A 20719-nucleotide genomic window follows, 5' to 3' on the forward strand; every position below is an offset into this window, starting at 1 on the left:
AATAGCTACTTTTTAAGAAAAATATTAATAAAAACAATTAATTTATCTCTTAACTATGCATATATGATAAGGTTAAAATGCTGATAAATAGGGGATTTCTATTCCATGTGGTGTACATGTGTGCTATAATTTACGTATCAAGAGTCGTGACCACCTATAGAGGAGTACAGGCGATGTCACACATATTTTTTAGTTAGGGAAAGAGGTTTTAACGATGGGAAATTTTGTTTACATCCAAGAAGAAAAACTTAACGCATTCTGTCAAGACGCATTTGAAGGATTTGGCTTCAGTCCTGAAGAAGCTAGCATCATTAAAGACGTATTGATGATGTCCGACATGTACGGTATCCAATCCCATGGTATGCAACGTGTAGTTCGTTACCACAAAGGTATTGAAAAAGGTCTTATCGACATTAAAGCAAAACCAGAAGTAGTATTCGAAACTCCAGTGTCCGCAGTTGTTGAAGGCCATGATGCAATGGGTCAATTAGTTGGTCATTTCGCTATGGAATTAGCAATTAAAAAAGCTAAAGAATCTGGTATTGGTATCGTATCCGCTCGTAACTCTAACCACTATGGTATCGCTGGTTACTATGCTGATCTTGCTTTAAAAGAAGGCTTAATTGGTTTCTCTTGCACTAACTCTGAAGCAATCATGGTTCCTACATTTGCTCGTAAAGCAATGCTTGGTTCCAACCCAATCGCTTTCGCAATGCCAGCTGAACCATACAACTTCTTCTTCGACGCTTCTACAACAGTAGTAACTCGTGGTAAATTAGAAATGTACAATAAATTAGGCAAAGAATTGCCTAACGGTTGGGCATTAAATAAAGACGGTAAAGCATCTCAAAATGCTGCAGAAGTATTGGGCAACATCTCCGACCACGTTGGTGGCGGTATCATGCCTTTAGGTGGCAACACTGAACAATTAGGTTCCCACAAAGGTTATGGTTACGGTATGCTTTGCGAAATCTTCGCATCTATCTTCTCTCAAGGTGGTACATCCAATAAATGTATGACTGGTGGCCGTTCCAATATTTGTCATGGTTTCATGGCTATTAACCCAGCAATCTTTGGTAACCCAGAAGAAGTTAAAAAACACTTCTCCACATTCTTACAAGAACTTCGTGAAGCTCCTAAAGCTGAAGGTGCTGAACGCATCTATACTCATGGTGAAAAAGAAGCAGAAGCTATCGAAGTTTGCCGTAAAGAAGGTGTGCCAGTTATCGACAAAACTGTGGCAGAATTGTTCGACGTATGTAACTTGTTGAAATTGGATCCTAAAAAATACTTCGGCGACTATGAACCACCTAAAGCAGTTGCTTCCAACTACTAATTTGCAGTTCAATAGCTGACAATTACAAATCTTTATCGATGCAGAATCAGTAGTTTTGTATCCCTAAGGAATACTTCTTAGAGACTGGTAACAGTCAACATCTTTGAACATATGAGAGAGGGAATCTGTGGATTTCCTCTCTTTTTGTTTATATCACACTGTGCGTATGCTAGAATTGAATTACAGTGATTCACACTATAGAAAGGGATTGTTAATATGGATATATTTTTAGCAGTCTTGCCGATCCTATGGCTTATCGTAGCATTGGCAGTATTAAAAATGCCTGCATGGAAAGCATGTTTGGCAGCAGCAATTGGTACATATATTTTAGCTGTATTCTACTATGGAGAAAATGCATATATTATGTACACAGGAGCTATGGAAGGTGTAGCTCTTGCAGTTTGGCCAATTCTTTTGGTTATTACAGCAGCAATTTTTACATATCAATTAGTAGTTCATACAAAAGCTATGGAAACTATTAAAGTTATGTTATCTTCCGTAACTAGTGATATGCGTATCTTAGCCGTATTGTTAGCATGGGGCTTTGGTGCTTTCATGGAAGGTATGGCAGGTTTCGGTACAGCCGTTGCGATTCCAGCAGCGATGATGGTAGCAGTAGGATTTGATCCATTGAAATCCATCTTGGCTTGTTTAGTAGCAAACTCCGTACCAACTACATTTGGCTCTATTGCGATTCCAACAACAACATTGGCATCCTTGACTGGTCTACAACCAGCTGAATTGGGTACATTCATTGCAGTGCAATTATTCTTCTTAAACGTAATTACTCCATTCTTCATCGTAGGCATCATTGCGGGCGGTGTGAAAGCAATTAAAGGTGTATTTGTACAAACTTTATTAGCTGGTTTAGCATTGGCGATTCCTGAATTATTGATTAGCATGTATGCAGGTGGTCCTGAGTTAGCCGTTATGGGTTCTTCTATTGTAATCATGGGTGTCATCATTGCTATCGCAAAATTAATGCCTGTTAATGATCCAGAATACAAAGTTGAAACTGGCGCTGCACGTACAGTATCTGCTAAAGAAGGTTTAATTGCAGCATCTCCATTCATTTTGATTTTCATCTTGTTAATTGGTACATCTAAATTGGTGCCAGCTGTATATAATGCTTTGATGGTATTTAAAACATCTGTACCTATCCATGCTGGTGTAAATGCAAAACCTTACACATTCGTTTGGATTGCGACTCCTGGTATCATGATTTTCATTTCCGCTTTAATTGGTGGTTTTATCCAAAAAGCAGGTCTTGGAACTCAAAAACAAGTATTAACTAATACTTTCAAAACTTTGAAATTAACGTATGTAACAATCATTTCTGTAGTAGTAACTGCAAAATTGATGACATACTCTGGTATGACTGGCATGATTGCGAATGCATTAGTAGCTGCTACCGGTAGTATGTACCCTGCATTTGCTCCTGTAATTGGTGCATTGGGTGCCTTCTTGACAGGTTCTGGTACAAATGCGAACGTATTGTTCGGACCATTGCAAACAGCAGCGGCTCATCAATTGACACCTGGTCATGATACATTAGCATTGTGGTTGGCAGCAACTAACTCTGGTTCCGCTGGTGTTGGTAAAATGTTCTCCCCACAAAGTATTGCGATTGCCATCGGTGCCGTAGGTCCTGCTCTTAACACATTCATCGAAGAACACAAAATCGATGCACAAAAAGCTGACCAATTACGTCATTCCATCGATGCAAGTTCTATCATGGTTCATGTAGCTAAATACTTCTTGTTATACTTAGTTATTTCTGGTATTTTTGCTTACTTCGGTCAAGAATTCTTCCCACAATTGGAAGGTATCTTAACAATGGTTAAGCACTAATTACTATCTAGCATACTAAAACAGATAAAGAGACAACATTTCGGTGTTGTCTCTTTTTGTATTTATAGCGTTTATATAATTTAAAATAGTTTTTACGATGATATATCAATATTGGGGCTCTTTGTCAAATGTGGGAATATATGTATGTAATAGGGGATACAACTTCATCTAATATTCATTGTAACTTCATGGTCGGCTCATTCTTTTTTCATAATTGGTTCATATTCATAGGATATGATATAAACAAGTTAGAAATAACGAATATTCCTTAATTAAAAACCAAGACACGATGCATCGGGCACGTGAAGGAGGAGATTATGAAAAAAATGTTTCGTTTAGGAGCTGCTGTGATGGCTCTAGGTGCAGGACTTATGATGGCAAGTGGTGTAGTAAATGCTGCGAACACAAGTATGATGAAAAATATGCCAGCAGATCAAATGGCTAAAATTAATTCTTGGAATGGTGTAGGTAGCGTGGTGCCTAGCGTATTACCATTGAGTGATGTAGATTATAAAGGGGTAGTTACAAAATTTAAATCCTTATATCCGGATGCACAAATTGTAGGTATTTCTTATGATGGAAAACATAACCCAACTTACGAAGTAGATGGTATCGTGGATGGTTTAAAAATTGAAATGCATATCCGTGAAAATGGAGATATTTTAAATACAGAAGTAAAACCTTTGAAACAAGGTAAACATATGAAACAACAGGGTTCCATGATGTATGGTCAAGCTATGAAAGGCAACCATAGTATGTCTAAAGCTTTTGATGTAAATGATATTATTATGCCAGAAGTGGCAGAAACAAAAGCTCAGGAAAAAGTGGGCGGCACATTTGAAGCAATGGATTGGTCTGTAGAAAAAGAGCATGGACGTCTAGTCTATGAATTAGATATGATCGATGGCAGTGGTAAAGAAGCTGAAGTCAAAGTAGATGCAATGACTGGCGAAGTTATCAATGTAAAAGCAAAAACTAGCAAATACTAATCTTAGTATTATTCTCCTTAAAACTCCCTTACTATATAAATACAAATAACACAAACAACATAAATACCCCCCTTTTTAAGACGTCACTGGCTTCGTTATGAAACCAGTGGCGTTTCTTTTACTTAGCAAAGGGAAGAGCACGACATATTCCTCCACAAACTGATACTACGTTAGGTTTGCTCCGGAACATGTCGTGCTCTTCTAGTATTACTTTATTTAGATCAAAAAGGAACGCCACTGGTATTCTACACGCAACTGCGTTCCTTAGGGAATTGATAATTATTTTAATCTATATCAACGAAATGTAAAAATATGCTATACTATAAATATAGAAGATCTATCAACGTGAGTTGGGCTCATCTCTTCCTAATCATTGGGAGGAGGGAATACTATGACACCATTCGAGTTTTTTAGTTTACTAATACAATTTGGAATGTTGGTTATAGCATTTTTAACTTACTTAAATATGTAAGTGAAAAGCCTAACGTCAAGATAAGTATTGCAAGTACTTAACACGTTAGGCAAATCAAATTTCTAGTATGTGAGATGAGCCTAACGCCTAAGACACGTTGATGGCTCTTCTTTTATTATGTTTAGTATAACATAGTTTGTCGCGTAAGGCTACTTATTTTATTATAGGTGGTACTCTATTATGAATGACATATAATATTGCCATAGTATATACATGAATAAATTTGTCAAAATATAGTGCAACCAATATAGGTAGATGGTACCTTAAAATGACCGTTTGCCTAGTTTTGGGTGCTTACACGGTTTTAATGTGTATCGGTCGATGATACGGCACGCTTCGTCTAGGGTTAGGTCTTCTTTGGTAGGCCCTTGTTCGAATATGCATCGAGGGTCGCTGGAGCCAACTTCTCCGGCTGGTAGGTATAGGTATTCTGAGTTATGAGGGTCACCAAAGATGTACCCTGCTTGTAAGTGTTCTTTGTGGATACGGCTCATGGTATCTCCTTCATCATAAAATTAGCAGCATCGGCTGAGACTAAGTGTAATTGTGTCTGCCCCCAATGGGAGGATACTTTTTGAAAGGATGCTTTGTCATGTAAATGACCGAATACACAGTGATCTACATGGTACTGTTCTAATAGGTCCGTAAATCCATTGGCATGATTTTCTAAGGTGGGTGGATAGTGCAGTAACAGTATGCGTGTTATCTGAGAAGGGTCATCACCACTTTCAGTAATAGCCGTCTCCATAGCATCTAGAGCTGCTTTAGTACGTATTAATTCCCGCTCATAGATGTGGCGGTCATCAGCTTCTTTAAAGAAAGGGTCTTGTGGATAGATATAGCCTTTCGTGCCGCCGAAGGCGATACCATTATGGTACAAACCTCTACCTTGTAAGAATGTGATACGTCCTTCCATAAGAGTATTCATTTTTTGTAGACTTGTCCACCAATAATCGTGATTGCCACGAATCATAAACTTTTTCCCAGGCAGGGTCGCAATGGTATCTAGATCTACCTTTGCATCACTAAGGCGCATAGCCCAAGACATATCACCTACTAGAAAGACTAGGTCATTAGGATCTATATGTTCTCGCCAGTGTGCTTGGATACGTTCCCAGTGGTTATCCCAGTGTGGACCGAAGATGGTCATAGGTTTTGTTGGTGGTTGCCCAGATAGGTGTAAATCGCCAATGGCAAAAACTTTCATTAAACCTCCAAAGAATTGTGTAAATATGGTTGCATATGACGGATGACCTCTAAGGCACGTGTTTCGTGACACACTTGGGGAATCCCATAGCCGATAACGAGTGGTGATGTTATATAGCGTGGCACGATTTTTAGATAGTGAAAGCCGTCATTTATATCGTAGAAAAATAGATTATAAGATTTTGCATATTTAGAAAAGCCTTCTAATACATAGCGTAAGGTACGTTGTAAATACTTGGCTAATATGGATGTATCTAATTGTGGATTAAACCGCATATTAAATTCAAAGAATCCATGGATAGGACGATTGGATAAGGTTATGCGAAGACCATCCTCTTCATAGATGAGCCATCCTTCAAAATGTTCTCTGTGAATATCTTCACGGTAATCATAGTCCTCTAAGCCGATGATTTGACTATGAGGATGATAGATGGATCCGCCAGACATAGGGCCATAGTTTTTAAAAAATAAGACGGAGGTAAAACGAGGGTTAGCCTTTACCTCTTCCCATTTGGTTCGACCAAATTCTAAAATATGGACTGCTTCTGAAAAGGGTAATTTAGAATATTCCGTATGCACATGGGGCGGAGTTTCGATGATAACTGTAGGCCATGTGTGTTCTAATACAGGGTATTTATTCATGAGCCAAATGATGGACCCAGATATATCTAGTATATCGGTTAATTGCGAGGGTTCGCAAAATGGGCAGTGCCCGTCGCGATTGTGCATGCTGTTGGGCTTTGTTTGTCCCAAAGCAATATCAAAAATTAATGGTTCTTTCATAGTTCACCTCACTATTACTATAGTATCATAGGGGGCGAGGTTTATGAAAGTGTGAAACATGATATAATAAAAAAAGAATAGGAGGAATTATGAGACCTACAACATTATGTTTTCCAAAACGGGAAGATTTATTTTTATTAGGACGTAAAAAACGCGGCTTTGGAGCCGGTTATTATAATGGGTTTGGTGGTAAAGTTGAGGATGGTGAAAGCTTCCGTGCTTGCGCCGTGCGAGAAGTGTTTGAGGAAGTATCTTTGCTAGTGAAAGAAGAAGACTTACAGGCAGTGGCGCTGTTGGATTTTCAGTTCCCTTACTCACCGGAGTTGAGCCATATTAGTTATGTATATATAGTGGAACAGTTTCAAGGGATTCCTTTGGAATCGGAAGAAATGGAGCCCCATTGGTTTACCTTGGAGAAGACGCCGTTTGACCATATGTGGGCTGGTGATGAAGAGTGGATTCCACAGATTTGGCGTGGCGAAAAGTTGAAAGGTGTTATTACTTTCAAAGAAGATAATAGTACGATAGAATCCATGCAATTTGTAACTGTAGAAGAGGTGCTAGAAAGCGACGATGTAGACCGTGTGACGGCTTGGATATATGAGGGCATGAAGTGAAACAAGTAGAACAGCAAAGCCAAGTGGCATGGACACAGCATTTATTAGATTGGTATGATGTGCATAAGCGTGACTTGCCTTGGCGTGAAAGTAAAGACCCCTACCGCATTTGGGTGTCGGAAGTGATGTCTCAACAAACTCGAATTGAGGCCATGCGTCCTTATTTTGAAAATTGGGTATTGCAATTTCCAACACTTGAAAGTTTAGCTAGTGCCGAAGAAGATACGGTAGTTCGGGCATGGCAAGGTTTGGGGTATTATTCTAGGGCGCGTAATTTGCACCAAGGTGTGAAAGAAGTAGTAGAAACCTATGGGGGACAAGTACCGAGATCGCGGAAGGAAATGGAATCTCTAAAAGGTGTAGGTTCCTATACAGCAGGGGCAGTGCTCTCCATTGCGTATAACCTTCGTGAACCTGCTGTCGATGGGAATGTACTTCGGGTCTATGCTCGTCTGTACAATATCCATGAAGATATTCTCGGCACGGTAGGGAAAAAAGCGATTACTACATTGGTAGAAGAGACCATGCCCTATGATCGCCCGGGGGACTTCAACGAAGCCCTTATGGACTTCGGTGCATCCATTTGTATTCCTAAAACACCTCGCTGTGAGTCCTGTCCATTGGTACAGGATTGTAAGGCAAAAGCAGAAGGTACGGAACAAGTGCTGCCTATACGGATTAAGAAAACAAAGGTACAATCTGTCCAATTGTACGTAGGGATTATTTCTACAGTAGATGGGTACTACCTATTGCATCGAAGACCCAAAGAAGGATTGCTGCAAAATATGTGGGAGTTTCCCAGCGTAGAAGGTGGCACAGCAGAGAGTCGCAAAGTAGAATTAATTGAGGGGTTACAATCTATTGGGGTTACCGTCACTATGGAACGACCTATAGCAAAGGAAGTAACCCATATTTTTAGCCATCGCAAATGGACGATGAAAGGCTACCGAGGTGTCGCTACAGAGGTGGCAATAGATTCGTCGAATACAATTATGCTAGAAGGTGATGAAGCGGTGCAACAAGCTGTAGCAGAAGGTCAGATTATTCCTCTGAAGGAGGATTGGATTCTCTGTCGTAAAGAGGCCTTTCACGTCTTACCTTGGGCAGGGCCTCATGGCAAGTTCATTGATCTTTGTTAATCTATACCGAGGAGTGATATAGATGAGAATATATATATTGATGGGAAGCTTAGTACTTGGAATGGCTCTTTTTGGAACTATGACAGGATACTGGGTAACCTTATTTAGAAATGGTTCGAAACGAAAGGGCCTAATCTATGGCGGTGTACTGGGGTTAGCCCTTGCAGTAGGAACGATTGTCCTACAACGCCTTATGTACAGCATCCATGGTGGCATGGTGCTGGATCTAGTGCGCCCGGTCCTAATCGAACTGAATGGATTGGTTGTAGCACTGTTCGGCACCTTTGCAGTATTGACGATCTTCGGTGTATTCTATGGACTTATGCGTTTAGGTGCTCGCTCTGACAGCGGGGATAGTCCTATCGACGAATCACGGCGGAATTTCTTTAAACGCACGGCAGTGGTGGTGCCTGCTGTAGTAGGTGTTACAGGATCAGTAGCGGCCTTTCAAGGGAATGATGAACTGCAACTACGCAAGATACAATTGGCTTTGAAAGATAGACCAGAGGTGTTGAAAGGATATAAAATTGGACAACTTAGCGATGTTCATATAGGTCCTTTCATCGGTATGGATAAGTTGAAAGAAATGGTGAATGCCGTTGCTAGTGAACACCCGAATCGACTGGTTATCACTGGAGATTTAATCGATGATTTAGGGTATCTTGATGAAGTGGCAGATTATCTAGATAGCCGTGTACAAGATTTTCCTGATGGCATTGATTATATTTTAGGGAATCACGAATACCGCGTCGATGTAGAACGTGTATGGAAGCGGTTGAGCCAAACAAATATGCACATGTATCGTAATAGTCATCAACAGATATTAGGTGGACCTCGTCCTGTGTACTTAGTGGGCATGGATTACCACTTTAAAGATGATGTGCAAGAGGAAAATGTACGCTTGTTGGACAAAGCTATGAAAGGCATGCCCGACAATGCCTATCCTATCTTGTTAGCACATCACCCAAACTTTATCCCTGAAGCATTTCGTAGACATATCCCATTAACCTTATCTGGACATACCCATGGAGGACAGATTAATCTATGGGGTGTGAACCTAGTGCCGGTGTATAAGCCGTATTGGAAAGGACTCTACGAAGAACAAGGATTATTTGCCTACGTGAGCCGAGGATCGGGACATTGGTTCCCAGTGCGGTTGAACTGTGCTAGAGAAGTGACGGTGTTTACGATATTGTAAGTGAAAAATAAGGACCCCCACAGCGGCAACTGTGGGGGTTCTTTGTCCCGATGGACTTAATCAACGTTTATACGAATAGTATATCACATACATAAAATCTTGTCATCCATAGTATAGGTATTTAGATAAGTTAGTGAAAGTTGAAAATAGTATATCGCAGTTAATAATAAAATGATATCTATTATCATAAATATAAATGATAACATAGGTAATAGCTAATTCTTTCATTCTTTGAAAGACATAATTAAAAATTTATATTGAGAAATGCTATCAGTTGTGATATAGTATACGTAAGTAAGACTCATGTAATTTTTAATTTAGGGATAGTACGGGACATCCCACATGTTTAGTAAGGGAGGAAAGACCATGAAAGAATTTAAATTATGGCGGTTGTTCATTGTGTTTGCCGTTTGTATTATGGCTATTGCAGGTTGTGGAAAACAAGCGGATACGGTACAAGATGGTAAGCCATTACAAGTGGTAACTACTACAACAATGATTACAGATTTAGTACAAAAAATTGGTGGTGACCATGTAACAGTACAAGGGTTGATGGGTGCTGGGGTAGACCCACATTTGTATCAAGCTAGTGCAGGTGATGTATCTACTTTACAAAAAGGTGATGTAATCTTCTTGAATGGTATCCATTTAGAAGGTAAAATGGGCCAAGTATTCCAAGAATTAAAAAAATCCAACAAAACAGTAGTGGAAGTGTCTAAAGATATGGATCCATCCACATTGTTAGCTTTTGAAGAAGAAGGTCCAGATGCAAAAGACCCTCATATTTGGTTCGATGTACAAAACTGGAAATTAGCAGCCAAAGTAGTAAAAGACACATTAGTAGCAAAAGATCCTAAACATGAAAAAGATTATGTTGCTAATTACGAAGCATACATGAAAGAATTAGATGCAGCAGATCAATATATTAAAGATAGAACGAAAGAAATTCCTGAACAATCTCGTGTATTAGTCACTGCTCATGATGCATTCCATTACTTTGCTCGTGCTTATGGCTTTGAAGTAAAAGGCTTACAAGGCGTGAGCACAGCTACAGAAGCGGGTACAAAAGATATGAACGACTTAGTACAATTTATTGTAGATCATAAAATCAAAGCAATCTTCGTAGAATCTTCTGTTCCTCATAAAACAATCGAAGCCGTACAAGAAGCCGTTAAGGCTAAAGGTTGGGACGTGGCTATCGGCGGTGAATTATACTCCGATTCCTTAGGTTCTCCTAACACAGAAGGCGGTACTTACATTGGCATGGTCAAAGCCAATATCGATACAATTGTAGGCGCTCTTAAATGATGAGTGACAGCAAGTGTATTTTGAAAGTAGATCATCTTTCAGTCGCCTATGATGATACGGTGGTGCTGAAAGATGTATCCTTTCAGATTGAACAAGGAACGATGACGGCCATAGTTGGTCCTAATGGTGCTGGTAAATCAACCTTGGTGAAAGCCATGTTAGGGCTAGTGCCATTAGTAGAAGGAACGATTGAGTTAACATTAGATACTAAAATAGTTTCCGCTTATGGAGGTGCGAAAACGAATAGTATTTATAACCATATTGCTTACGTACCACAAACTTCAGCAGTAGATTGGGATTATCCCATTACGGTGTTTGAGGTGGTATTGATGGGCACCTACCGCAGACTAGGTTGGTTTAAACGACCAGGGAAACGTGAACGAGACGAGGCTACGAAGGCCTTGGAAACGGTAGGCATGTTAGACTATGCACAGCGATCTATCTCACAATTGTCAGGAGGACAGCAACAGCGTGTATTCCTAGCCCGTGCTTTGGTGGAGAACCAAGAGGTGTACTTGCTAGATGAACCTTTTAAAGGCATTGATAAGACCACAGAATCTGTGTTAGTAAAGATTATGAAAGAAATGCAATCAGCAGGTAAAACCTTGCTCATTGTGCATCATAATTTACAGACTTTAGAAACGTATTTTGATCAAGTTCTCTGCGTCAACCGCAGATTGGTGGGCATGGGACCAGTTCGAGATATAGTAGGTTCCCATATCCTAGATGAGACATATTCATACTAGGAGGCACCATGGAATTATTACAACAATATACATTTCAAATCGTAGCACTGGGGACGGTGATGCTAGGCTTGGTATGTGGCGTCATAGGAACTTTTGCAGTCTTGCGCCAAGAAAGTTTACTAGGCGATGGCGTAGCCCATTCCACATTACCTGGGGTAGTGGCAGGATTTCTTTTAACAGGCGTGAAAGACACTACAGTACTGTTACTAGGTGCGATTTGCACGGCCTGTTTGTCAGAATGGATTATGCACAAAACATCCCAAAAAGGAGTCCGTTTTGATGCAGCCTTAGCTACGATTTTAGCGGCCTTCTTTGGATTTGGCACAGTGTTATTAACGCGAGTACAATCTATGGAAAATGCTGGACAGGCAGGTCTGAATACATTTATCTTTGGTCAAGCTGTAACCATGATGCAAAGTGACATTTGGGTGATGGCCATTTGCGGAACCTGCATTGTAGGTGGGGTTATTATACTTTGGAAAGAATTGAGTCTTACCGTATTTGACCCTATTGAGGCACAGTTGATGGGTATTCCTGTGTCAAAAGTGCGATTTTTTTACCGTGCTGCATTGGTGGTGACTATTGTCATCGGCATTCGGACAGTAGGGGTTATATTAATTAGCTCCTTATTAATTGGTCCAGCCATGATTGGTCGCCAGTGGACTCATTCCTTACGTACCCTAGTGATCATTGCTGCCATCAGTGGTAGTGTAGTGGCATTTATGGGCACATTTGTGAGCGCTCTATGGGGCAATCTTCCTACGGGCCCTATTATCATCATTGTAATGACTGGTATGATTTTATTAAGTTTAGTATTGGCTAATGGTAAACGCCTCGTGAGGAGGTGTTTAGGATGAGTCATATCTTAGAAATTTGGGGTATCGCTACAATCACAGGCATCAGCTGTAGCCTTATAGGTACATTCTTGGTGTTACGCCGTTTATCTATGATGGTGGATGCCATAACACATACTGTGTTTTTAGGCATTGTGTTAGCCTTTTTGGTGACAAAAGATTTGAACTCCCCTTGGCTCATTATTGGTGCCACCGCTATGGGTGTGGGCACTGTGTATGCAGTAGAATGGATGCAACGACGTCGGTATATTCGACCAGATGCAGCTATCGGCATTGTGTTTCCCTTCTTATTTGCCTTAGCCATTGTGTTAGTTACCTTATTTGGCAAACACATACATCTCGATGTAGATACGGCGATTTTAGGCGATTTAGCCTTTGCTACATTCCAACGCTTTACCGTAGATGCTTATGACTTAGGACCTATGTTGTTATGGATTGCCATTCTGGTGTGTCTTATCAATGCAGTATGTATTGCACTCTTTAAGAAAGAATTAATCCTTACCACCTTTGATCCTGTGTGTGCTAAGGTGTATCAAGCGATGCCTATGGCAGTGTCCTATGGACTTATGACATTGACTTCCTTAACGACAGTAGCCTCATTTCAGACGGTAGGTGCGATCTTGGTAACGGGTTGTATGATTGGTCCACCAGCGACGGCATTTATGCTGGCTCGATCTGTGAAAGCCATGTTATTCATCAGTATGATAGTATCTACCATAGCTACGACTATCGGTGTAGCCTTAGCGTTCCTTTGGGATGTATCCATTGGTGGTATGATTGCCACTGTTATAGGTTGTATCTATGGACTTGTATGGATCTATAAATATGGTAGAAATAATGCATAATAGTAGCATTGTGTATGCTAGAAATAATGCATAATGGTAGCATTGTATAAGCTAGCATGATATAGATACATAAGGACTGAAGTAAAATGATGTATTAGAATTTACTTCAGTCCTTTGTTTTTTGTGTATTTCTTTAGCGAAATAAAAAGGCTGCAACCCAATGGTTACAGCCTCTTTTGTGATATGTGTAGTGTTTTATTTATTCATGTTTTCGATTGCTTCTGCTTCTGCTTTGTTGAATTTAGAAGCGATTACGATGCGAATTAAGCAAAGTGCAACAAAGATGTATGCTGCAAAGCCTAGCCATTCAGCTGTATCACCATAGGATTTTGCTTCAGTGAAAGCCAATTGAAGTGGAGCTTCGCTACCACCTGTACTTACGGAGAAGGCGATGATACCAGCGATGATAACACCGATGATACTTTCACCAACGATCAAACCGGAAGCGAACAATACGCCACGGCGGTTAGATTGTTCTACGTCAGCATCTGCATAAGCACCAGCACGTTCTTTCGCACGTTTAGTGATGTAACGATTTACGAAGTAACCGATGATGGCACCCATTACAAGAGGCATTTCCAAAGTTGGAGGTAAGTAGATACCCATACCAATTGCAAGAGGTGGCAATGTTAAGGATTTTGTTGTAGATTTTAAAATCAAGTTAACAACGATAGCGGCAATACCAACAAGGATACCGTAGAAGATGTAAGTCCAATCCATATTAGCATTGAAGATACCTTCTGCGATTTGGCGCATCAATGTAGCTTGTGGAGCGGACAATGCTTGAGCAGGATCCATTCCTTCACGAGGCATAGCGCCTGTGAAACCGTAGGCATGGTATAACAAGTCAAGTACTGGAGCAATCGCTACGGCACCAGCTAAGGAACCGATTAATAGAGCTACCTGTTGTTTCCAAGGTGTAGCACCTACCAATTGACCAGTTTTCAAGTCTTGTAAATTATCGTTGGAGATGGCTGCAATGGAGATAACCACGGAAGTCATGAAAATCGCCAAGGCAGTAGAGAATTTTACGCCTTCAGGAGTAGCTAACAAGTTGTTCGCGGAAGCGATAGTAAGCACTACCAAGGAAGACACGATGATACCGATGATACCGATACCAGAAATTGGACTTGCGGAAGTACCAATCAAACCAGCCATGTAACCACAAGCAGCAGCTACGAAGAAGCCGATTAACAATGCCACTACAATACCTGCAATCACAAGTGTCCAAGCAAGACCTGCGGACATTGGAAGAGCAGATACGAAAGAGTAGAAGCAAATGATTAAGCCAATAATAATTAATGCAAATACGATAGCGATAGTAGATGGTTTCATATCTGTATCCATACGGTGTGTATCGCGATATTCTGCGCTAGCCGTCATGGATTTGATAGATAATTTGATACCTTCAATAATTGGTTTGATCAATGTCAATAATGTCCAAATGGCAGCTACGCCGATTGTACCAGCACCGATGAAACGAACTTTAGTTTTCCATACAGTGTTAGAGAATTTGATAGCTTCCAAGTTATCTGGATTTGGTAGATGGTTGGTTAAGTATGGTACGAAACCACCCCAAGCAATAATCATACCGATTAAGATTGCGATACCACTGGCAATACCAATTAAGAAACCGGCACCTAATAAAGCGGAGGAGAAGCCAAATGGAATTTGTGTAGCTCCAGCTCCAACAGGGAACCAGAAAGATTTAGATTCGCCAAATACACGGAAACCTTGTGTGACAAAGCTGATGATACCAGCTAATGCACCACCGGATACGATTTCTTTCATACCGCCGGATTGTTTTGTAGTTTCTCCTGGAACAGTAGAACCTACTTTCAAAATTTCAGCAGCAGCGCGACCTTCTGGATATGGTAAGTCACTATTCATAACCATAGCGCGACGTAATGGAATAGTAAATAATACCCCAAGACAGCCACCGCAGGCACATAATAACAATGTTTCCAATAAGTCAAAGTTTTGCCAATACCCGATCATCAATAGACCTGGCAATACGAAGATGACTGCAGATAAGGTACCAGCAGCAGATGCTTGCGTTTGTACCATGTTGTTTTCAAGAACGTTGGAATCCTTGAAGAAGCGTAAGATTGCCATAGATATTACAGCAGCCGGAATGGAGGATGAGAACGTCAAACCTACTTTCAGACCTAGGTATACGTTAGATGCTGTGAAGATTAATGTAATAATCGCACCTAGTAGCATGCCTCTGACTGTTAATTCCGGTAAGCTAATATCATGACTCATAAAATCATGCTTCATAGTTATACCTCCTTAAAATACACTACTATCTTACTCATTGTATCAGTATTCTCAAGGACTTTCAATAAAAAATATAGTAAATTTTGTATACATACGTCTATTTAGGAAAGTATATTAAAAATTTTCATATACGGTTCATGTAGTTGGTGTATATAATAGAGATATAATTATACCCTATGTGATAAGGAGACAGACTATGAGAAGGAAAATATTTGGTGCGGTACTCATGGCCGCTTGTTTACCAATAGCATTGCAGGCAGCAGATATTACGGTGGTGAAAGAAACACCCATTGCGGTAGGCGAGCGTATCTCTACGACGGCATCGCCAGAAACCAATCGTATCATCCGCGAGGAAACGATGAAAGCTAGACAAGATAAAAAACAAATTGTAGCGCCAGCGGCAAAAGCGTTTACAGATCGTTTGCAAGTAACAGTTAAACCAGAGACAGTGAAAGAAAACCACATGGACCTGACGTACCCACGAGTGCAATCGGTAAGCCCTTACGTGACAAAAGCAATCAATAAGACTATCACGGACTATGTAGAAAAACTTCGTAAGCAAGTGCACAAAACGAATGAAAAAGCAGTAGATGGAGAAAAGCAAAATTTATACATGAGCTATGATATCAAAGCTGATGGAAATGGGATTTTCTCTGTCACCATTACATCCTATACGATTGAAGACAATGCATCGCATGGTGTGAATGTAGAAAAGGGATTTACGTTTAATACCACCACAGGTCGTAGCTTGTCCTTAAGTGATTTTGGTGGACTACCACAAGAAACGATTACAGCAGGATTACAACAATTACCGAAAGAAGGTAAGAAAGCTATCTATGCGGATGTCACAGCAGGTAAGCCAAATAGTTTCTTTGCCCGTGAAAATCATGACATTGTATTGATTTACGATCAAGGTACTATCGCACCTATGTCCAGTGGTAGCATCTATGTACCAGTAGGAAACTTAGGAAGATAGGCGCAAGGTAATAGAATTATGTTATGGGTGTTAGGTATGCATGGTTGGTGGTATCCAATAGAAATGACATACTAGTAGCTAGAGCTTGTAAAACATACTATGAAATGAAATAGAGGAAAGTTGATACGTTTTGTTCAACTTTCCTCTGTTTTTTTGTCCTGTGTTGTCATAGATTCTTTTATATGTGGTAATAAGATAAGCGTGCTTGTATCATCCAGGTATTAGCATATGTAACCTAGGTATATTAATCAGTAACTCTGTGTTTCTTCGGAGCATCAAGTCGCTTATAATAGGCTTTATCGATGTCTGCATAGGAGATAATCCCTTGTTGAGCCATTAAGGTTAATACCGTCCGTTGTCGTTGTTTCGTCGCATCTATGTTGCTGACCGGATTAAAGTAGGATGGCGCCTGTGGAATGCCTGCGAGCACAGCAGCTTGACTTAAGTTCAGGTCCTTTGGTTCTGTGTTAAAGTATCCTTCAGAGGCAGATTTAATACCATAGTAATCGGTGCCATAATAAATCGTGTTCAAATACATGGTAATGATTTCATCTTTGCTGTAATAATGCTCCATCAAATAGGCAAGAAATACTTCTTCTACCTTACGAGACATGATACGCTTGGAGGATAAGAATAAATTTTTTACCAATTGTTGGGTGATGGTACTACCACCTTCTACGGTTTGCCCAGCTATGGTATTCGTATACAAGGCACGACCAATGCTAAAGAAATCTACCGCTCCATGCTCATAAAAACGTTTATCTTCCGTAGCCACTAAGGCTTGTTTCACAATAGGGCTAATGTCTTCGCTGCGAACGCGATGCGCTGGTGGCACCCGTTTATCCATAGCCTCCTCTACAGCTTCTTTGAAATGAAAGAGACGTTTGATGCGGTCGATCCTGGAAAGTTGATCTTCCCCTTGTTCTATAGTTTGTTCTTTTATCGTATGTGCTACATGTTGTGTAGTGGTTTTAGCATCCTCTGGGGTATACCCAGCGAACCAATATAAACCACCAGCTGCAATGGCGAGCACAAGGATGAGTTTAAAAAGTGTTTTCATGGGTTCATCATATCATATCTAGGGGGTATCAACAATAGGAGGAATGGATTATAACAGTAGAAAGGTTTGTTTGCTATTAACAATGCGTAAGAATATTGAATCATCCGACTAGACTCGAGCAGAGTGCGTTCATTTGGTAATGTATAGTAGTGGAAAGTATGATGTAGTCATAGAAGAATGATGCGGTCACAGGTTATAGGTATTGCCTATAAAATGGCATAAGATAGAATAAAAATGTATATAAAAGAATTTTTATAAAAAATACTTGCATTATTATACAGATGGTTGTATAATACGTTCATAAGATAGAAACAAGTGCTGCACAGCAGTGAATTACACAAAGAAAGAGGTCAATTATGAGCAACATTAACAAAGTAGTATTAGCTTACTCCGGCGGTTTGGACACATCTGTTATCATTCCTTGGTTAAAAGAAAACTATGGCGCAGAAGTTATCGCTGTATGCGTGAACTTAGGTCAACCAGAAGATTATGATGCAGTAGAGAAAAAAGCTATCAAATCTGGTGCTACGAAAGCGTACATCATCGATGCGCAAGAAGAGTTTGTATCCGATTATATTTGGCCAGTTGTAAAAGCAGGTGCTGTGTATGAAGGTAAATACTTATTAGGTACTTCCTTTGCAAGACCATTAATCGCGAAAAAATTAGTAGAAATTGCTGCACAAGAAGGAGCGGATGCCATCGCTCATGGTGCTACAGGTAAAGGGAATGACCAAGTGCGTTTTGAATTGACAATCAAAGCACTTTCACCAAATACAAAAATCATTGCTCCATGGCGTGAATGGGAATTGAAATCCCGGGAAGATTGCATGGAATACGCAGCGAAACACGACATTCCAGTAGTGGCAACAAAAAAACACCCCTACTCTATGGACCAAAACGTATGGCATTTATCCCATGAAGGTGGCGATTTAGAAGATCCTAAGAATGCCCCTAAAAATGATGTATATTTAGTTAGCAAATCTCCAGAAGAAGCTCCAGATGTACCAACTATGGTGACCATCGACTTCAAAGAAGGTATTCCAGTAGCAGTGAATGGTCAAGCCATGTCTCCACTTACCATCTTGCAAACTTTGAATGAAATCGGTGCTGCTAATGGTATCGGTATTGTAGATATCGTAGAAAATCGGTTAGTAGGCATGAAATCTCGTGGTGTCTATGAAAATCCTGGTGGAGCTATCATCATGTATGCACATAGAGAATTGGAATACCTTTGCCTAGATAGAGCGACCTACCATTACAAAGAATTAGTGGCGAACAAATACGGAGAACTTGTGTATGACGGCATGTGGTTTGCTCCATTGATGAGCGCTTTACAAGCCTTCGTGGACAGCACACAACAAACTGTAACAGGTCAAGTCACATTGAAATTGTACAAAGGTAATATTATCAGTGCAGGATCTACATCTCCATACTCCTTGTACAACCAAGAGTTTGTAACATTTGAAGAAGATGATGTATATAACCAAGCTGATGCAGAAGGTTTCATCAACTTATTCGGATTGCCTTTAACAATCAATGCATTAATGAAAGAGAAAGCAGGTTTAAAATAATGGCGAAACTTTGGGGCGGACGGTTTACCAAAGGGACGGATAAGGCAGTAGAGGACTTCACGTCCTCTATTTCCTTTGATTCCCGTATGTATAAAGAAGATGTGGCAGGCAGTATTGCTCATGCAACGATGCTAGCAGAGCAACACATCATTTCTCAGGAAGATAAAGATGCTATCGTAGCAGGTTTACAGGCTATTGAAAAGCAAATTGATGCAGGGGACTTCGAGTTTTCCGTGGCATTAGAAGACATCCATATGAATATCGAAAAACGCTTAACTGATGCGATTGGTGAAGCGGGTGGACGTCTACATACAGGCCGTAGCCGTAATGACCAAGTGGCAGTGGACTTACATATGTACATCCGCAAGGCCGTAGTGCACATGGGTGAGGAGCTTGTGAACTTGCAACAAGCTTTCTTAGAAGTGGCAGAGAAATACAAAGATGTAATTATCCCTGGTTACACTCATTTACAAAGGGCGCAACCAGTATTATTTAGTCATCACATGATGGCATACTTCTCTATGTTGAGCCGTGACTTCGATAATTTGCCGTTGATCTTTAAACATGCCAATGTGATGCCATTAGGGGCAGGCGCTTTGGCGGGTACTACGTATCCTATCGATCAAAACATGACGAAGGAATTATTGCACTTCGATGCGATTTATGAAAATAGTATGGATGCTGTCAGCGATCGTGACTATGTGCTAGAGTTCCTCAGCTTTGGGGCAAAAGTGATGATGCATTTAAGCCGTTTAAGTGAAGAGTTAATCCTTTGGTCTAGTACAGAATTTGGGTTCATCGAACTAGACGATGCACATTGCACAGGTTCTAGCATTATGCCACAAAAGAAAAATCCAGACGTGTGCGAACTCGTACGTGGTAAAACAGGTCGTATTTACGGTCATTTAATGGGACTTCTTACAACCATGAAAGGCCTACCAATGACGTACAATAAAGATATGCAAGAAGATAAAGAAGGGGTTTTCGATACTATTGATACTTTGCATTTCGCCATCTCGATTACGGCGGATATGTTACGCCATATGAAAGTCAATGGAGACCATACAAAAGCGGTGTTGGACGATGATTTCTCTAACGCTACAGATATGGCGGACTACTTGGCGAAAAAAGGTGTACCGTTCCGTGAAGCCCATGCCATTGTAGGGGCAGCGGTACAACATTGCATTGAAAAAGGTTGTGTGTTGTTAGATTTGTCAGTGGAAGATTTCAAAGCTATTTCACACCACTTTGAAGCGGATATCTTGGATGCCATCACCATCGAAGCCTGCGTAGCAGGTCGCAGCAACTACAGTGGTACAGCACCAGAGTGCGTAGCACGTCAAATCCGTATCGGCAAAGAAGTGCTTTCAGAAGAAATAACGCAAATTGCGAAGTGGAAAGAAAAAATCCGTTTGCAATAAATAGGTTTGTAATAATATTCATATTGTCTTCTCTCATTCGTATAAAAGTGGTATCTGTAACTGGTAT

Annotated in this window: 19 protein-coding genes; 14 read left to right on the plus strand and 5 right to left on the minus strand. The window is 40.4% G+C overall.

Annotation, left to right across the window (positions count from 1 at the left end; translation table 11 throughout):
• Positions 1-214 precede the first annotated feature (214 nt).
• From EO116_RS05785 to EO116_RS08775, 4 genes are all read left to right on the plus strand, one after another.
• On the plus strand, positions 215-1336 hold the full coding sequence (locus EO116_RS05785; RefSeq protein WP_127161029.1) for an Ldh family oxidoreductase: 1122 nt from the start codon (positions 215-217) through the stop codon (positions 1334-1336).
• A gap of 216 nt (positions 1337-1552) precedes the next feature.
• Positions 1553-3187 (plus strand): L-lactate permease, encoded by a 1635-nt coding sequence (locus EO116_RS05790; RefSeq protein ID WP_062403562.1) that lies wholly within the window; start codon positions 1553-1555, stop codon positions 3185-3187.
• A gap of 317 nt (positions 3188-3504) precedes the next feature.
• Positions 3505-4176 carry a PepSY domain-containing protein gene (locus tag EO116_RS05795; protein ID WP_127161030.1) on the plus strand — a complete coding sequence of 224 codons (672 nt, stop codon included), beginning with the start codon at positions 3505-3507 and terminating at the stop codon, positions 4174-4176.
• A 391-nt stretch (positions 4177-4567) separates the two neighbouring features.
• Positions 4568-4648 carry a putative holin-like toxin gene (locus EO116_RS08775; RefSeq protein WP_370447269.1) on the plus strand — a complete coding sequence of 27 codons (81 nt, stop codon included), beginning with the start codon at positions 4568-4570 and terminating at the stop codon, positions 4646-4648.
• A 263-nt stretch (positions 4649-4911) separates the two neighbouring features.
• On the opposite strand, the gene EO116_RS05800 is transcribed toward EO116_RS08775, so the two are convergent.
• The 3 genes from EO116_RS05800 to EO116_RS05810 are packed head-to-tail and all read right to left on the minus strand — an operon-like array spanning position 4912 to position 6637.
• Positions 4912-5142, minus strand: a complete 231-nt coding sequence (locus tag EO116_RS05800; protein WP_038144502.1) for a hypothetical protein — start codon at positions 5140-5142, stop codon at positions 4912-4914.
• Positions 5139-5855 (minus strand): metallophosphoesterase, encoded by a 717-nt coding sequence (locus EO116_RS05805; RefSeq protein WP_127161031.1) that lies wholly within the window; start codon positions 5853-5855, stop codon positions 5139-5141. Before EO116_RS05805 ends, EO116_RS05800 begins: the two co-directional genes overlap by 4 nt.
• Positions 5855-6637 (minus strand): DUF4931 domain-containing protein, encoded by a 783-nt coding sequence (locus EO116_RS05810; RefSeq protein ID WP_127161032.1) that lies wholly within the window; start codon positions 6635-6637, stop codon positions 5855-5857. The genes EO116_RS05805 and EO116_RS05810 overlap by 1 nt, the downstream gene beginning before the upstream one ends.
• A gap of 89 nt (positions 6638-6726) precedes the next feature.
• Between EO116_RS05810 and EO116_RS05815 the strand changes: the two genes are divergently transcribed.
• The 7 genes from EO116_RS05815 to EO116_RS05845 all read left to right on the plus strand — a co-directional run bounded on the left by EO116_RS05815 (position 6727) and on the right by EO116_RS05845 (position 13344).
• The gene (locus tag EO116_RS05815; RefSeq protein ID WP_127161033.1) at positions 6727-7254 is read left to right on the plus strand and encodes an 8-oxo-dGTP diphosphatase; all 528 of its coding nucleotides are present in this window, start codon (positions 6727-6729) and stop codon (positions 7252-7254) included.
• Entirely contained in the window at positions 7251-8393 is a 1143-nt protein-coding gene (gene mutY, locus EO116_RS05820; RefSeq protein WP_127161034.1) for an A/G-specific adenine glycosylase, read from the plus strand. Before EO116_RS05815 ends, mutY begins: the two co-directional genes overlap by 4 nt.
• A 22-nt stretch (positions 8394-8415) precedes the next feature.
• Complete coding sequence (locus tag EO116_RS05825; protein ID WP_127161035.1) at positions 8416-9591, plus strand: metallophosphoesterase; 1176 nt, start codon at positions 8416-8418, stop codon at positions 9589-9591.
• A 366-nt stretch (positions 9592-9957) separates the two neighbouring features.
• The gene (locus EO116_RS05830; RefSeq protein ID WP_127161036.1) at positions 9958-10899 is read left to right on the plus strand and encodes a metal ABC transporter solute-binding protein, Zn/Mn family; all 942 of its coding nucleotides are present in this window, start codon (positions 9958-9960) and stop codon (positions 10897-10899) included.
• The gene (locus tag EO116_RS05835) at positions 10896-11645 is read left to right on the plus strand and encodes a metal ABC transporter ATP-binding protein (protein WP_127161037.1); all 750 of its coding nucleotides are present in this window, start codon (positions 10896-10898) and stop codon (positions 11643-11645) included. Before EO116_RS05830 ends, EO116_RS05835 begins: the two co-directional genes overlap by 4 nt.
• 8 nt (positions 11646-11653) lie before the next feature.
• Positions 11654-12502, plus strand: coding sequence for a metal ABC transporter permease (locus tag EO116_RS05840; protein ID WP_127161038.1), 849 nt, complete (start codon positions 11654-11656; stop codon positions 12500-12502).
• On the plus strand, positions 12499-13344 hold the full coding sequence (locus EO116_RS05845; RefSeq protein WP_127161039.1) for a metal ABC transporter permease: 846 nt from the start codon (positions 12499-12501) through the stop codon (positions 13342-13344). Before EO116_RS05840 ends, EO116_RS05845 begins: the two co-directional genes overlap by 4 nt.
• A gap of 195 nt (positions 13345-13539) precedes the next feature.
• Here the strand turns inward: EO116_RS05845 and EO116_RS05850 are convergent, their stop codons facing one another.
• On the minus strand, positions 13540-15624 hold the full coding sequence (locus tag EO116_RS05850; protein ID WP_127161040.1) for an OPT family oligopeptide transporter: 2085 nt from the start codon (positions 15622-15624) through the stop codon (positions 13540-13542).
• A gap of 196 nt (positions 15625-15820) precedes the next feature.
• Here EO116_RS05850 and EO116_RS05855 point away from each other — a divergent pair, with 196 nt between their 5' ends.
• The gene (locus EO116_RS05855) at positions 15821-16600 is read left to right on the plus strand and encodes a hypothetical protein (RefSeq protein WP_127161041.1); all 780 of its coding nucleotides are present in this window, start codon (positions 15821-15823) and stop codon (positions 16598-16600) included.
• Between the two features lie 244 nt (positions 16601-16844).
• On the opposite strand, the gene EO116_RS05860 is transcribed toward EO116_RS05855, so the two are convergent.
• A complete protein-coding gene (locus tag EO116_RS05860) occupies positions 16845-17660 on the minus strand; it encodes a transglycosylase domain-containing protein (RefSeq protein WP_127161042.1) in 816 nt (271 codons plus the stop codon).
• A gap of 356 nt (positions 17661-18016) precedes the next feature.
• On the opposite strand from EO116_RS05860, the gene EO116_RS05865 reads away from it, so the two are divergent.
• Positions 18017-19231, plus strand: coding sequence for an argininosuccinate synthase (locus EO116_RS05865; RefSeq protein ID WP_127161043.1), 1215 nt, complete (start codon positions 18017-18019; stop codon positions 19229-19231).
• A complete protein-coding gene (gene argH / locus EO116_RS05870; protein ID WP_127161044.1) occupies positions 19231-20652 on the plus strand; it encodes an argininosuccinate lyase in 1422 nt (473 codons plus the stop codon). Before EO116_RS05865 ends, argH begins: the two co-directional genes overlap by 1 nt.
• Positions 20653-20719 lie beyond the last annotated feature (67 nt).

The organism is Veillonella sp. VA137 (assembly GCF_003992015.1).
In the GTDB taxonomy this organism is placed as follows: Bacteria; Bacillota; Negativicutes; order Veillonellales; family Veillonellaceae; genus F0422.

Excerpts from the sequence above, each read along its gene's own strand:
- EO116_RS05830 (WP_127161036.1), top strand. The coding sequence starts at position 9,958 with ATGAAAGAATTTAAATTATGGCGGTTGTTCATTGTGTTTGCCGTTTGT.
- EO116_RS05790 (WP_062403562.1), top strand. The coding sequence starts at position 1,553 with ATGGATATATTTTTAGCAGTCTTGCCGATCCTATGGCTTATCGTAGCA.
- EO116_RS05845 (WP_127161039.1), top strand. The coding sequence starts at position 12,499 with ATGAGTCATATCTTAGAAATTTGGGGTATCGCTACAATCACAGGCATC.
- EO116_RS05855 (WP_127161041.1), top strand. The coding sequence starts at position 15,821 with ATGAGAAGGAAAATATTTGGTGCGGTACTCATGGCCGCTTGTTTACCA.
- EO116_RS05805 (WP_127161031.1), bottom strand. The coding sequence starts at position 5,855 with ATGAAAGTTTTTGCCATTGGCGATTTACACCTATCTGGGCAACCACCA.
- EO116_RS05825 (WP_127161035.1), top strand. The coding sequence starts at position 8,416 with ATGAGAATATATATATTGATGGGAAGCTTAGTACTTGGAATGGCTCTT.
- EO116_RS05795 (WP_127161030.1), top strand. The coding sequence starts at position 3,505 with ATGAAAAAAATGTTTCGTTTAGGAGCTGCTGTGATGGCTCTAGGTGCA.
- EO116_RS05840 (WP_127161038.1), top strand. The coding sequence starts at position 11,654 with ATGGAATTATTACAACAATATACATTTCAAATCGTAGCACTGGGGACG.
- EO116_RS05800 (WP_038144502.1), bottom strand. The coding sequence starts at position 5,142 with ATGAGCCGTATCCACAAAGAACACTTACAAGCAGGGTACATCTTTGGT.
- EO116_RS05860 (WP_127161042.1), bottom strand. The coding sequence starts at position 17,660 with ATGAAAACACTTTTTAAACTCATCCTTGTGCTCGCCATTGCAGCTGGT.
- EO116_RS05850 (WP_127161040.1), bottom strand. The coding sequence starts at position 15,624 with ATGAAGCATGATTTTATGAGTCATGATATTAGCTTACCGGAATTAACA.
- EO116_RS05785 (WP_127161029.1), top strand. The coding sequence starts at position 215 with ATGGGAAATTTTGTTTACATCCAAGAAGAAAAACTTAACGCATTCTGT.
- EO116_RS05865 (WP_127161043.1), top strand. The coding sequence starts at position 18,017 with ATGAGCAACATTAACAAAGTAGTATTAGCTTACTCCGGCGGTTTGGAC.
- EO116_RS05835 (WP_127161037.1), top strand. The coding sequence starts at position 10,896 with ATGATGAGTGACAGCAAGTGTATTTTGAAAGTAGATCATCTTTCAGTC.
- argH (WP_127161044.1), top strand. The coding sequence starts at position 19,231 with ATGGCGAAACTTTGGGGCGGACGGTTTACCAAAGGGACGGATAAGGCA.
- EO116_RS05815 (WP_127161033.1), top strand. The coding sequence starts at position 6,727 with ATGAGACCTACAACATTATGTTTTCCAAAACGGGAAGATTTATTTTTA.
- EO116_RS08775 (WP_370447269.1), top strand. The coding sequence starts at position 4,568 with ATGACACCATTCGAGTTTTTTAGTTTACTAATACAATTTGGAATGTTG.
- EO116_RS05810 (WP_127161032.1), bottom strand. The coding sequence starts at position 6,637 with ATGAAAGAACCATTAATTTTTGATATTGCTTTGGGACAAACAAAGCCC.